The organism is Modicisalibacter luteus DSM 23508, from assembly GCF_000378505.1.
GTDB lineage: Bacteria > Pseudomonadota > Gammaproteobacteria > Pseudomonadales > Halomonadaceae > Modicisalibacter > Modicisalibacter luteus.
The window spans coordinates 392,853-405,665 of sequence record NZ_KB899991.1 but is presented as its reverse complement, the minus strand read 5'-3'; the positions used below and the strand labels follow the sequence as shown (position 1 = coordinate 405,665).

The 12,813-nt window shown below is 59.0% G+C and carries 16 protein-coding genes and 1 pseudogene; 8 read left to right on the top strand and 9 right to left on the bottom strand.

The window, feature by feature from the left end; genetic code table 11:
• The 4 genes from F568_RS0106580 to F568_RS0106565 form a co-directional block, all read right to left on the bottom strand.
• A partial coding sequence (locus tag F568_RS0106580) for a DEAD/DEAH box helicase (RefSeq protein WP_019017923.1) occupies positions 1 to 1,250 on the bottom strand: 1,250 nt, incomplete at its 3' end.
• Positions 1,247 to 1,906, bottom strand: a complete 660-nt coding sequence (locus F568_RS0106575) for a VspR family transcription factor (RefSeq protein WP_040475938.1) — start codon at positions 1,904 to 1,906, stop codon at positions 1,247 to 1,249. The genes F568_RS0106580 and F568_RS0106575, both read right to left, overlap by 4 nt.
• Positions 1,903 to 2,106 carry a hypothetical protein gene (locus tag F568_RS0106570; protein ID WP_019017921.1) on the bottom strand — a complete coding sequence of 68 codons (204 nt, stop codon included), beginning with the start codon at positions 2,104 to 2,106 and terminating at the stop codon, positions 1,903 to 1,905. The genes F568_RS0106575 and F568_RS0106570 overlap by 4 nt, the downstream gene beginning before the upstream one ends.
• 435 nt (positions 2,107 to 2,541) lie before the next feature.
• Positions 2,542 to 3,957 carry an amidase gene (locus F568_RS0106565; RefSeq protein ID WP_019017920.1) on the bottom strand — a complete coding sequence of 472 codons (1,416 nt, stop codon included), beginning with the start codon at positions 3,955 to 3,957 and terminating at the stop codon, positions 2,542 to 2,544.
• A gap of 193 nt (positions 3,958 to 4,150) precedes the next feature.
• Between F568_RS0106565 and F568_RS0106560 the strand changes: the two genes are divergently transcribed.
• From F568_RS0106560 to F568_RS25375, 7 genes are all read left to right on the top strand, one after another.
• Positions 4,151 to 5,338 carry an ABC transporter substrate-binding protein gene (locus F568_RS0106560; RefSeq protein ID WP_019017919.1) on the top strand — a complete coding sequence of 396 codons (1,188 nt, stop codon included), beginning with the start codon at positions 4,151 to 4,153 and terminating at the stop codon, positions 5,336 to 5,338.
• 41 nt (positions 5,339 to 5,379) lie between these two features.
• On the top strand, positions 5,380 to 6,264 hold the full coding sequence (locus F568_RS0106555; RefSeq protein ID WP_019017918.1) for a branched-chain amino acid ABC transporter permease: 885 nt from the start codon (positions 5,380 to 5,382) through the stop codon (positions 6,262 to 6,264).
• The gene (locus F568_RS0106550; protein ID WP_019017917.1) at positions 6,261 to 7,214 is read left to right on the top strand and encodes a branched-chain amino acid ABC transporter permease; all 954 of its coding nucleotides are present in this window, start codon (positions 6,261 to 6,263) and stop codon (positions 7,212 to 7,214) included. The genes F568_RS0106555 and F568_RS0106550 overlap by 4 nt, the downstream gene beginning before the upstream one ends.
• Positions 7,192 to 7,908 carry an ABC transporter ATP-binding protein gene (locus F568_RS0106545; protein ID WP_019017916.1) on the top strand — a complete coding sequence of 239 codons (717 nt, stop codon included), beginning with the start codon at positions 7,192 to 7,194 and terminating at the stop codon, positions 7,906 to 7,908. Before F568_RS0106550 ends, F568_RS0106545 begins: the two co-directional genes overlap by 23 nt.
• A complete protein-coding gene (locus F568_RS0106540) occupies positions 7,908 to 8,633 on the top strand; it encodes an ABC transporter ATP-binding protein (protein ID WP_019017915.1) in 726 nt (241 codons plus the stop codon). Before F568_RS0106545 ends, F568_RS0106540 begins: the two co-directional genes overlap by 1 nt.
• A 67-nt stretch (positions 8,634 to 8,700) precedes the next feature.
• Positions 8,701 to 8,838, top strand: coding sequence for a hypothetical protein (locus tag F568_RS24860; protein ID WP_019017914.1), 138 nt, complete (start codon positions 8,701 to 8,703; stop codon positions 8,836 to 8,838).
• Positions 8,831 to 9,013, top strand: coding sequence for a hypothetical protein (locus F568_RS25375; RefSeq protein ID WP_019017913.1), 183 nt, complete (start codon positions 8,831 to 8,833; stop codon positions 9,011 to 9,013). The genes F568_RS24860 and F568_RS25375 overlap by 8 nt, the downstream gene beginning before the upstream one ends.
• Positions 9,014 to 9,674: 661 nt before the next feature.
• Here F568_RS25375 and F568_RS24850 read toward each other — a convergent pair.
• The 4 genes and pseudogenes from F568_RS24850 to F568_RS25615 all read right to left on the bottom strand — a co-directional run.
• Positions 9,675 to 10,031, bottom strand: a complete 357-nt coding sequence (locus F568_RS24850; protein ID WP_156817363.1) for a hypothetical protein — start codon at positions 10,029 to 10,031, stop codon at positions 9,675 to 9,677.
• A 207-nt stretch (positions 10,032 to 10,238) separates the two neighbouring features.
• Entirely contained in the window at positions 10,239 to 10,703 is a 465-nt protein-coding gene (locus F568_RS0106525; RefSeq protein WP_019017911.1) for an RES family NAD+ phosphorylase, read from the bottom strand.
• On the bottom strand, positions 10,700 to 11,152 hold the full coding sequence (locus F568_RS0106520) for an Xre family toxin-antitoxin system antitoxin (RefSeq protein ID WP_019017910.1): 453 nt from the start codon (positions 11,150 to 11,152) through the stop codon (positions 10,700 to 10,702). Before F568_RS0106520 ends, F568_RS0106525 begins: the two co-directional genes overlap by 4 nt.
• A gap of 329 nt (positions 11,153 to 11,481) precedes the next feature.
• Positions 11,482 to 11,589: pseudogene (locus tag F568_RS25615) on the bottom strand (IS630 family transposase); the annotation flags it as partial.
• A 149-nt stretch (positions 11,590 to 11,738) separates the two neighbouring features.
• Here F568_RS25615 and F568_RS22360 point away from each other — a divergent pair.
• Complete coding sequence (locus F568_RS22360; protein WP_019017908.1) at positions 11,739 to 12,242, top strand: hypothetical protein; 504 nt, start codon at positions 11,739 to 11,741, stop codon at positions 12,240 to 12,242.
• 36 nt (positions 12,243 to 12,278) lie between these two features.
• Here the strand turns inward: F568_RS22360 and F568_RS25370 are convergent, their stop codons facing one another.
• Complete coding sequence (locus tag F568_RS25370; protein ID WP_444939601.1) at positions 12,279 to 12,743, bottom strand: transposase; 465 nt, start codon at positions 12,741 to 12,743, stop codon at positions 12,279 to 12,281.
• Between the last annotated feature and the right edge of the window lie 70 nt (positions 12,744 to 12,813).

Below are 12,813 nucleotides of genomic sequence, written 5' to 3'. Positions count from 1 at the left end.
AGGGTCGGCTCGTTGAGGGCAAAGAGATAGCACTCGGGATCGTCTGTCCCTTCGCGCCGGATGATACGGCCCAGCACCTGGCGAAACGACTGCTCGGTGCGGACATGGCTAAGGTAGCAACAGACCCGCAAGCGGGGGATATCCACGCCTTCACTAACCATGCCCACCGCGACGATCCAAGGCATCGTGTCCTTCCGAAAAGCACGCAGTCGTGCATGGGCGCCTGGAGATTTGCTGGTGACCAGACAGACCGTCTGGCCGCGATCCTCCAACTGCTCGGCCAGCGTCTCGGCATGAGCAATATCGGAGGCCACTACCAGCCCCGCTGCGTCAGGGTCGTATTGGCGCAGCGCGAGGAGCTGCTGACAACCCAAGTCCAACAGATGGGCCATCGGGGCACTGTGGCGAAGCAGGTTGCTGTAGTGCATGGCCGGGTGGCGCAGCAGGTGAGGAATGCTGGTATAACGATGTGTCTCGGTGCGACCGCTGTGCAGGTGATAGGCGGTAAGCTGGATGTCGCTATTATCGACGAGATGAAGACGCGGAAGTCGACAGATCGATTCCTGAATGGCCTCTGACAACGAATAGATGAAATCGGGGAGCAACTGGTATTCTGCGGGTTCCGCCTGCTCGTCGTTCACGCCAGTGAAAGAGTTATCAGGGCCCGGCGCATCGGGCGTGGCTGTCATGTAACGCAACAGCGGTAGGCAACTGCCGTCGGTGCGCCACGGAGTGCCTGACAGCGCCAGGGTATAGCGGACATGGCGCTCCAGTGCCAACAGGGCCAATCCCCAGCGATTGGCGCCATTCATTCCACCCATGCCATCGTTGCGGCCGGCAGCGTGATGGCTTTCATCCCAGATCAGTAGCACGCGGGCCTGTTCGCATAGCCGCTTGAGCTCATCCAGGCGATGATGCAGCGCGTGATAGGTGTACGTCGCCCCGGCGGCGCCCAGCCGACCGTTCATGGACTGGCCAGTCACTTCGCTCAGGGTCTCGGCGGCGCGTTCCACCACCGAGGTGGTGGGGCCAAGATAGATCACTGTATCGATGTCGCCGCGGCCCATCAGTTCGTCCGCCAGCACCGCAGCCATCCGCATCTTGCCGGCCCCGGGCGTAGCCTGGCACAGAAAGTGCGGGCTCGCCGGTGACAGAGTCTGCAGAGCCTGACGGATGCACCGGACTTGCCAGGAGCGCAGGGGCGGCTGTTCTCCTGTCAGACTGGTCGGCTTTGAGTTCAGAGCACTCATGGGGCGACCTCCTGACTGACGGAGCGATACAGCGTGATCACGGCATCCAACGCCCCCTTGAGCTCACCGCCGCGCTCCAGCGCGGCATGGTGTAGTGGCTCAATGCGCGCTTGCTGCTCGGGAAACTGCGACAGAATCTGGTGGTAGTGGCGGGCTTCCCCCAGCGCCGCCTGCATGTCCATCCTGAGTCGCTGCCTCTCGCGGTTGAGGTAGTCGAGAAAGCGAGTGGCTGACGCATCGGATAGCGGGGGAGCTTCGGCGTCCTCGGATGACTCAGCGGACGAAGGCAGGGGTATCTCAGCGGGCTCGGTTGTAGCTACATCTGCATCGGCGTCACCGAGATCGAGTTTGAACACCGGGCGGCGCTTGCCCTGAGTGCCCACCTGGTGGGCCAGACCTTGATGGTTAAGTGTTCTGACTCGGTCACGAACACGCAGGCGCAGTGTCTCTGGACAGGCCTGCTCCAGTTCGGGCTCCTTGAGTAGCTGGTCCCGTAGTTCGCAGACGGTAAAGGCATCATCGTGACGGGCATAGTGCATCAGCAGCCTGTCCAAGTGCTCTCCCACCAGGCGGTTGAGCGGCTCATGGCCGGTATCGCGGTGGCGGGTCGTCGAGAGAATGGAGGTCTCTGAGGTAGGGTGGGCCATGGGGCTCATGCGTTCACCTCACGCGGAGCAGAGGATCCGTCGCAGTCGGCGGCACGAGACAAAGCCTCGACCAGGCGCATGTGAGCATGGTAACGGCGATAGCGCACGCATTCGCTGCTGTTGGATGCCAGGGCGGCGAACGCCATGGCGCGATGGGCGGCAGCACGCGCGCGGCGGCTACGGTGGGAGGGCACAGTCAACTTGACCATGGGTAGGGCTCCTAGAGTTTATGGAGCCGTCCCTGCTGTCGCCAAACAGCATGGGGGCGGCCGTACGCAGGTTGGCGAACCGGCACTCTAGGAAGCCGGTAGACCCGAGGGTCTCCCACGCACGACCGCCATAGACATGGCAGGCACAAAAATAGCGCCAACCATGGCAGGGGGCGCTTGTGCGCCTAGAGTATTGTCGGGTCGCCAAACCCGGTCGAGTATTCTGACTCGACTTTTTCAATCTAGCATTGGAGAGGCGCCTCGTAAACTGTGAGAGAAGTGCACAGCACGCGGTGGGTGACGACCAAGGTGCGGAATTGTTCTTGCGTATACTTCTGAGGCCTCTCGAAACGACTGTGATGTAGATGGGCCTTGCGTGACTCTATGAGTTAGCAGCCCGGCCTTGTGCCGGGCTGCTTCATTATATGCGGCGTGTTACCGCAGGGAGTGCCCATGGAAGGGCGCGGGCTGCGCAGGTGGATCGAGCAGCGACTCAATAGCGATAGCGATCTGTAACAATCTGGCCTCGCTGTGTCCCGGAGCGTTCAACTGCAAGCCAAGGGGGAGACCCTCCTGGCTGATGCCCATCGGTAGGGTCACGGCACACCAGTCGAAGTAATTGGCGGGCTGGGTATTGCGCGTCATGCCCATGGCGGCTTGCATGGCTACGTCGGAATCATTCAGTTCCTCCACACGGCGTGGTGGCCCTTGGGTAGTGGGGCTGATAACGACATCCACGGCATCGAACACTGACCGGGCGCTGTCGATGTGCTGTTGGCGTTCCTGAGCCAACGCCAGGTAGTCATGAGCCTTTATAGCCAGCCCTTTCTCGATGCGTGCACGAATGATCGGATCGATTTTCTCCCGTTGATCAAGAAATGTGTCTTCACCCAGCCAGGCCAACAGGTGGGTGGACATGGCCACGGGGAAGTAGCGTTCGCGCCCGTCTACATGGGGAATTGTCATCGATTTGAGATTGGCACCTGCAGCCTTGATCTTGGCGAGGCTTATATCGTAGGCGGCCCGCATGTCCGGGGCCAAGTCATCAAGAAAGTAATGCTCGGGAATGCCCAAGGCGAGTCGCGCGGGATCCAGGGGAGGGCAGCCGGACACCGAAGCCGCGTTGAGTCGTGCGTGCAGGCTCTCGAAAGCAATGGCAGCATCCTGGGCGGAGCGGGTCAGTAGACCAATGGTGTCGGTGTTGGGCTCTAGAGGAAAGGCGCCGTCGTTGGGCCAAAGCCCCGCCGTGGTTTTGAGGCCGAACAAGCCACACATGGCCGCCGGCACGCGCACTGAGCCGCCAGTGTCGCTCCCCACGGAGAGAGCACAGAGACCGGCGGAGAGCGCTACGGCGGCTCCCGAGCTGGACCCACCCGGCAGGCGATGATGCTGGTCGTCCCACGGGTTCCAGGGCGTACCACGCGAGACCGAGTGTCCGGTGATGCCCAGCGCGAACTCCACCATCCGCGTGGTGCCAAGGATCACGCAGCCAGTCTCTTTCAACGCGCGTATAAATCGGCCTTCCTCAGTTCCAAGGCGCTCCTGTATTGGCAGGTTGGAGCCGGCATGAGGGGTAAAGCCGTCAATCACGAACAGATCCTTGACCGAGACAGGCAGCCCCATGAGTGGGCCCAAATCGATTCCACAGGCCAAGAGGCTGTCCATGGCTCTTGCCGTAGCCAAGGCGCGCTCGGCATCGACACACTCGTAGGCTTGAAGTAGGGGGTCGAGAACATCAATGCGTGCCAGGTAGGCGTTCACGGCCGCTTCCGAGGTGATCTCGCCACCGCGCAAGGCAGCAGCAAAGCCGTTGATTCCCAATGCTGCCACGGGATCTTGAGGCATGGTCATACGACCGCTCCTATTTTATTGCTTTCGTCGAAGGTTATACGGCCCTTGGCTAATAAAACTGGCAAAAACCGTATTTTTAGGCTTCCTTGCGTCCGCTTGGAGGCATGGTATATACAAGATTAGTCGATAAGAAAATGCTAAGAAAAAGTCGACGTAAATTTGTGAAGCCGTCCAACAATAACGAGGCAAGCCAATGAAAAAACTACTCGCGGCTACTGCGGTAGCCCCATGGCTACTTATGACCCAGCCCGTGCTGGCAGATATTGAAATTGGTGTGATCAATAGCCTTTCCGGCGCATTCGCGGCCTTCGGGCAACGTTACCAGGCAGGCATGGAAGTGGCGTTGGAGGAAATCAATAGCGCCGGTGGGGTGAAGGGGGAGCCGATCTCCCTGCGGGTACAAGATGACCGCTCCGAGGCCAGCAGTGCTCTGGCGGCCGTCGAGTCGCTGAATCGTCAGGATGTCCCATTGATCATGGGCTCCTATGCCTCAAGCATCACCGGCCCCATGGCGCAGCTCATGACCCGTAAGGAGATTCCGCTGATTGTGCTTGGCAGTGCCGATAACAGCATCACCAAGCCGGGTTCCCCTTGGGTGTTCCGTGCCAAGCATAACTCCACTATTGTGGCCAAGACTTACTTCGATTATTTCGATTACCTGCGCGAGAATTTCGACGACAGCTTAAAGACCGTCGCCATGCTTTACGGCAACGGCGCTTGGCCAGAGTCGTTGGCTAAGGAGGGCGCTCGCTTAGCGGAAGAGCGGGGTTATGAAGTCGTAGGAAACGCGTCCTATGATCAAGGCACCTTCGATTTTCGACCGATCCTCAACCGCTTCCGCGCCGAGGATCCCGACCTGCTGTATGTCGTCGCCTATGCCGAGGATGGCGTAGCCATCGCCCGCCAGCTGCGCGAAGTGAACCTTAATGCCAAGGCCGTGGCCATCGATACCGGTGCCGCATTGCCGAGCTTCATCAATCAAGTGGGTGATCTCTCCGAATATGTAGCCACCGTGGTGAGCTGGAGTAAGGACGTGCAGCGCGACGGTGTCGAAGATCTTTACCAGCGCCTCAAAGCCAAGACCGGTGAAGAGCCGACCTTCTACGAGGCAGAGGGATATCTTGCCCTGCGCGTGGCCGCCGATGCACTGGAACGTGCCGAATCCTTGGAGCGCAGTGACGTGCGTGATGCGCTGGCCGAAACCGATCTGGATACGCCGGTGACGCACGTGAAGTTCGAAAGCTTCGATGGCTTCCAGGGACAAAATCCTATTCGCAGCCTTGTGTTGCAGATCCAGGATGGCGAGCACGTCACCGTGTTTCCGGCCGACCTGGCTGCCGAGAAAGTTCGCTACCCGACACCGTCCTGGGATGAGCGCTGAGCTTAGCTTAGCGTCGGTGTGGCATAACCATAGAGGCCGCAATGCTGGACTACGTTTCCTTTCTGCAGAACCTGTCCAATGGGTTACTGATCGGCGGGGTTTATGCCCTGATCGGCGTGGGGCTGACGCTGGTGTTCGGGGTGATGAAGACGATCAACTTCGCGCATGGCGACTTCGTGATCCTGGGGATGTATTGCGCGGTGCTGCTTAATACCCTTTTCGGCTGGGACCCCTACCTGACGCTGCTTGTCGCCATGCCGCTCGGCTTCCTGACCGGGGCGATCCTGCAGCGTTTGGTGTTGTCCCGGCTGGTAGAGGCACCTCCCGAGAGTTCGCTGTTGGTCACCCTGGGACTCGCGCTGGTCATCGGCAACATCCTATTGCTGACCTTCGGCGCCGAGCCCCAGTCAGTTCACGTGGCTTATGCCTCAAGCACCCTGTCGCTGGGGGAGATAAGCCTTTCGGTGATTTTGCTGCTGGCCGGGCTGGCCACGCTGATCGTGATTACCGCTCTGTACGCCATCCTCAACCATACCGAGTTGGGCCGATCCATACGTGCCACGGCGGATAATCGTTTAGGTGCCGAACTGGTGGGTATCAACACACGATGGATCGAGGCGGTGGTATTCGGTATTGGCATGGCCTTGGCGGTCACGGCCGGTGTGGTGCTGATTCCGCTGTTGTTTGCCACCCCGACCTTCTCCGGAGCGATCTTCACCCTCAAGGCGTTTGTGGTCACGGTGCTGGGCGGGCTCGGCAATATCGGAGCCGCCATTGCCGGTGGCTTGCTGCTCGGGGTCGTGGAAGTCCTGGGCGCCTCGTATCTTACTTCGGACTACCGTGACGCCTACGGTCTGCTGGTGTTCCTGCTGGTATTACTACTGCGACCCGAGGGCTTATTCGGCAAAACGGTGAAGCGTGTATGAACAGGCATTACTTGATCCTGTCCGGGCTGGTCGTGCTGGGGATCCTCTATCCCCAGGCCTTTCCCGGTTATCTGTCGGTGGCCATTACGCTGCTGCTGTTCGCTGGCTGGGCCACCGCCTGGGATATCCTGGGGGGGTGGGCCGGGCAGGTGAGCCTGGGGCATGCCAGCTTCGTGGGTCTGGGCGGTTACTTCGTGGCGGTAGGCGCTTCGCAGTACGGGATCGCGCCTTGGTGGGCAGTAGCAATGGCCTTGGTAGCGGCAGCAGTGTTGGCCTACCTGTGGGGCCGACTGACCTTCAAGCTAACAGGCCCCTATTTCACCCTGTCTACCATTGCCATTGCCGAAATCTTACGCCTAGTCGCTATCAATGAGGGCTGGTTAACCGGGGGGGCCACCGGGGTTTTCATTATGAGTTTGCCGGAACCCTTCGGCCTGGACCTTTTTGCTCGGCAGACTAACTATTACTTGGCATTGGCCTTCGCCGCATTGACGGTTCTTACCGTGATTGCCATGTCCCGGAACAAGTTTGGCTATCAACTGCGGGCGGTGCGGGAGGACGAGGACTCGGCGATGGCTTCGGGCATCAATCCTACTACCGTGAAGCTCAAGGCCTTCATGCTCTCCGGTGCGCTGACCGCTCTCGGCGGAGGGATCTACGCCATCTTTCTCTCTTTTCTTGAGCCTCACGTTATCTTCTACCTGTTGCTCTCGGTACAGATCGCCCTGACCGCGATTATCGGCGGACGTGGCACTATCTGGGGGCCATGCGTAGGCGCGCTTCTGGTTGTGGGATCGGGCGAGGTATTCCGGACCACCTTCGCCGAGGCGAACATGCTGATTTACGGCCTCTTAATCATGCTAGTGGTGATGTTCCTACCCAGGGGGATCGTTGGTGAGCCGGCGCGTTATTTGATCCGGAGGGCTTATGCCAAGCGCGCTCAAAGCTGATGGCATCACGGTGCAGTTCGGTGGCGTGGTGGCGGTCGATAATGTCTCCCTCGATGTGCAACAGGGGACGATTCTCGGCCTCATCGGGCCAAACGGGGCGGGCAAGACCACACTGTTCAATGCACTGACCGGGTTCGTGCCGCTGAAGGCGGGGCGCATCGCCTTGCATGGCCAGGATGTGACACACCTAGCCCCCCATGCCAGGGTCCGAGCCGGCATGGGGCGTACCTTTCAGACTGAACGCCCCTTTGAAGAATTGACCCTGCTTGAAAACGTACTGGTTGCCGCCTTTCTGCGTGAGCCCAAGCGTCGCCATGCCGAGCAGTTGGCCATGCAGGTATTGGAGCAGGTCGGCCTGGCGGATCGCCATGACCAACCCGCCCTGGACCTCAACCTGGCGCGTCGGCGGCGCTTGGAACTGGCCAAGGCGCTGGCCGTTCAGCCCCGCGTGCTGTTTCTCGATGAGATGATGGCTGGGCTCAACCCTCCGGCACTCAAGGAAATGATCGGCTTTGTCCGCGAGTTGGCAGCGCAGGACCTGACCATTGTGATGGTTGAGCACATCATGGAGGCGATTATCGAACTCTCAGACCATGTGATCGTAATGGCTAACGGGCATGTGATCACCGAGGGGCTGCCTCGTGAAGTTATCGAGGATCCGCGTGTCATCACCGCCTATCTGGGGGAAGATTGATGACAGAGCAGACGCCCAGCGTGCTGAATGTCCAGAATGTCGACCTGGGTTACGGCAGCCTGAAGGTGGTATTCAATGCCTCGCTGAAGGTCAGGGCCGGTGAGCTGGTTGGCCTGATTGGAGGTAATGGAAGTGGCAAATCGACCATGCTGCGGGCCGTCTCGGGAATGATTAAGCCGTGGCGGGGCACCATCCACTTCGACGGCCAGGAAGTCTCGGGACGCAAACCTCACGAAATGGCTCGGTTGGGCCTGGCTCACGTGCCAATGGGCCGACAACTGTTCGGAAACATGACAGTGCATGACAACCTGTTGTTGGGGGCGTCGCTGCCGCAGGCACGTGCCAAGCGGGACGAAAATTTGGAAAGGGTGCATGCGCTGTTTCCGGATCTAAAAGAGTATGCACGCGACAAGGCTGCTCAACTCTCCGGGGGCCAGCAGCAGATGGTGGCCATTGCCCGGGCGCTAATGTTGGGGCCCAAAATGCTTCTTTTGGATGAGCCGAGCCTTGGCCTGTCACCGCTGTTGGTGAAGGACGTGATGGCAGCCATACGCCGTGTGGCCGATACCGGCATGCCCATACTGCTGGTTGAACAAAACGTAAAACAGGTTTTGCAGGTGAGCGACCGTGCTTATGTGCTCGAAAACGGCCATCAGGTGCTGGATGGTCCTTCCGCTGAGCTGCAAGGTAACGACATGATCAAGAAAGCCTATTTGGGTCTGTAGGGGAGGCTGAAAAGCCGGTGGCGCTAGGGGCTCACAAAAGGTGGCCTCGTTCCAGAAGGCGAGTACTATGGCCGTGGTGGTAAAGGTCGATGATTATGCATGGCTGGTGCCCTATGTTGAAAAGGATGAAGAAATCTTTCTCAAGGCAATCATTCCCAGTCGTAGAGCCTTCAAACAGTATTTAAAGGGGCAAGCTGATGAGTAAAACTAAGCTAAATCGAGAAGAGCAAGAGCTTCTTGAAGCCTATGAAGACGGTAAGTTCGAGTCTGATTTAAATAACACACGCCGAGCCTATCTTGCCAAGGCGGCGGAAAATTTTTCTAGGAAAGACAAACGCATCAATATCCGTATTTCGAACCGTGATTTGGAAGCACTTTAGCGTCGTGCCTTGGAAGAGGGGCTTCCCTATCAGTCTCTGGTATCAAGTGTTCTGCACAAGTACGTATCAGGCGGGCTCAAAGATATCTCGGGTAGCAAATCAGGGCAGCGGAGGCGTTGAGCTTTCGTCGGGCACTGCAACGCACAGCTGTATGAAAGCCTCGAGCTCACTCATGGTCAGCTCGAAACGCACAAGCCCTTCCAGAAGCACCGTGCTATTACACTCAAACAGATAAACGACTCGAAGGCCGCGGCAGTGTCAGATTCGATTAGTCGTCGCAACATCTCGATGTTACATAGGGCGATCTCGTGGCTGGGTACTGAACAGACGGGGCGGGCACCGATGCGTTCGCATGGCCGCGCAGCATCAATCAGTGGGAGACCAAGCGCGCGCTCTGGGAGGCATTGCTGAGGAACTATCGAGTGTGGATGCAGCCTTGGCGTGTGATGTATAGCCGCCGGTGGGATCGCGGTGGCACCGCGATGCAGGAGGGATGGCACCGGCCAACTTGTTGCCGGCTCCACCTGGGCTACTTGAAGGGAAGTTAAACTGGCAGCCGTAGCTTGAGAACGTGTCTGCTCTGACTTGACCAGAACAGCGGTATCCGGGCCGGCGCGCATGTCCAACGGCTTGGTGGCCAGCCAGATCTCGTCGATACGGATCACGACAGCAGATTCCGAAGCAGCGCCCGACAACCCTGGGCATCATCTACTGGCCACTCGATGGTTATTGCTCCCTTGACGCCCGGAATCGAGAGGCGAATGGACTCGACACTCTCCACTGTGTTGCCACCGGCGCTGGGGTGCTTGCCATCGGCGCCGGGATGAATGCCGGCGTGACACTCACCGGCTCTTTCCGACGCGCAGCACGGTTCCATCTGTGCGCCAGGTTGGCATTCCGCGGATGCTCCAACGCGATGCTGGCCACTGAGGCGACGGGCTGTTGGCACGCCTCGACGATCCTGGCCTTGAGCTCGGCGGCGCTTCCGAGGCGTCGCCAATACACTTAACTCACTCATGATAGGTGTCCACTACGTAATAGGTGGACACTTACCGTCTTGAAGTCGGGCTCAGCGGAAGGTATGCCCACCGGACGCATACGATCACATAACGAAACGGCTGGAGTAGAGAGCGAAGTTGTCCAGCTCCGTAGTAGGCAAAAATCGGTTAACGAGACAGTACCAGGCGCCAGGGTAGGGTAGTGGCGAGACCTCAGAACCCCCACTCTACAAGCGCTTATCCGGGGCGAAATCGATTTCCTGGGCACTGTTGGCCAAGACCTCGAAGTCAGGATGGTTAGGGTTGGCCAGATAGTTCGTTTCTCGGGGCACCACGACGCTTGGGACGGCTAGCACTAGGCTCGATTGATCCTCTAGCCAGTCGTCTCCGACCTCTGCGGTGGAGGCTGGCGCGGGCTCAGCCTTCCAGTCGTCTGGTAGCAGGTCATCTGGGAGTCGCATTAGCCCGGCTTCCGGAAACGTTACCTCTAAGAGAGCATATTCCTTCAGCAGCCGGTTGTCCTCCAGGTGAACCATCAACTCGAGCATGGCCAGAGATTCCGTGCTTGCGAGATACACGCAGACCTTCCCTTTGCTGTTCCAGCGCCCGCCATACAGCCTCGCCCCTTCGCCATCAAAAGCTGTCTTCAGCCACTTCCGTTTGACGAGCCGGTAGCCTCGCACCGTGCTCATGCGAAGACGCCGTGCTCAAGCCGGCCGATAAGATCCAGTATCGCTTCAGAGCCAGCAGTAGTCGCCACCATCTCCACCGGACGCCGTCCACCTAGCCCGCGCACTGGGGTGAGGAGCCACCTCCTCGCTCTTGCTCTGTCGCCCTCGAACAGGTCCACAGCGCTCTTGTAGACCTCAGCGAAGCGGTACAGCCGATCACCTTCGGCAGGTTTGAAATGGCCCGCATCAGCTCGACGCTTTAATGTCGCAGGTGAGATCACCACATACCTTGCCAGCTCCTTGCTCTCCAGCCCAGAGGTCTCGGCGAGCTTGGTGTAGACCTTGTATGAGACACCCTCATTCAGCGCCTCGTGCAGCTTTGGCCCCCGAGAGGGGAGGCCCAGGGTCTTCCAGAAGTCCTCCTTCCGAGCGGTTTCCTTCGGTCGGTACTCTTTGATTGCGGTTTGCACGGCCCACTCCAGAACATATCAATTGATACTTTGGAAGTGTATCAGATGACTGGCGCGCCATCATTTCGCGCCTGCGCACATCTGCAAGCTGAGCTGGGCGAGGCCTACAACCTAGGCGGCTTCACCCGTTGAAGAATAGTGCCAGCAAGGAGCCAGCGGCGGTCAGCTCTAGGATCATCTGCCAAGGGGAACAGGGAGCACCTGGGACAGTGAACACTATCGCAATGTCTCACGCCAATGTCCCCAGTGAGCCAGGCTGCTCGAGCAACGTCTATGGAGATCCCATCGGTCAAATGGCGCCCATTAGCCTTTTGGATGCTGGCCTGGGGTTCATCGAGAAAGACCAGCCGTGTATCGAGATGAGGCAGTTCAGCCCAGGCGTGCCTTGCCTGGGTCACATCGGGACGCTGCTGTTCAGCCGCAGGAACTGTTTCTTTCAAGGTGAGCCCCAGCCGGCGCAAGGTCTTTCACATCGTTGCCAGGCACACCCGGCGACCCCCTTGGCTATTGCCGCCTGTCTGTTTTCCCCAGCCCGGCATTGGCGGCCGGCGCCACTGATGCGTTAGCAACTGGGGTGAAAGCAGAAATGGCAAAGCAAGGGATCGCGGTCCAGTCGACCTTCGACGCTGGCCAATTGACGGGCTTCATTCTTGAAGGCCCTTACCAGCAATACCTGACGGCCTACCAGTTCCCGGGGTCGGATCAGCTCGTCGTGGGAAGCCTGCTGGATAGCGGTGGGTCGGACCTCCGCGATGATCACCTCTACGAGCAGGTGTACAAGGAAAACCTCGGCAACGTACGGAAGGTCCTGGAAGGTAGCAAGCAGGGCTGGATCGCTGAGAGAAATCCGGACGCCCTCTATGTGTATCTATTCGATGATCCGATGTGTGGCTACTGCCATGAGTTCTACAAGCTGACCCGAGAGGCCATTGAGCAGGGTAAGCTGCAGTTGCGCCACGTCATGGTGGGTGTGGTTACAGCCAAAAGTGAGCTAGTCGCGGTGAGCTTCTCCGCAGAAACCAGTCCACCGGCGATGTGGGATTTCCGCTACGTTAACCTTGATAGCAGGAGATCTCGCGATGAAGCGTAACCGACATACCGAAGAGCAGATCATCAGTATCCTGGCTCAGCCAGCGAGGTGCCTACCGACTACTGGGCCTGGCAAGATCAGTGGCTCGGTACGGCGCTTCAGATTCGTCAGAATTAGTTGTCGATACCGCGCTTCATAGTAGGTGGCGCCGGGGTCCTGATAGGTCATGCCATGACGCAAGGCATTGTAGAACAACACGGCAATCTTCCTGGCCGTCGCGGTAACTGCCTTGGCCTTGCCGATACGACTGGCCAGCCGTCGATAAAAGGCCCCCAGGGCAGTCTGGGTGCGGCCGACCGTGGTGGCTGCAAGCCTCAATAGCGCCGCTGCCCGGTTCTTTGTGCGTCTCGCTCGGGACGATAGCACTTTGCCGCCTGAGATCTTGCTCCCTGGTGACAGGGCCAGCCACGAGGTGAAATGCTTGACGGTAGGCCAGCGCTGCATATCCGTGCCGCATTCACCCACCAACTTGAGTACCAGGTAGGGGCCGAGGCTATGGATTTGGGTCAGGTCAGCACCGATGACAGCAAACAGGGACGCACGAACATCGAAGGCTGGGGCATTGGGGTTG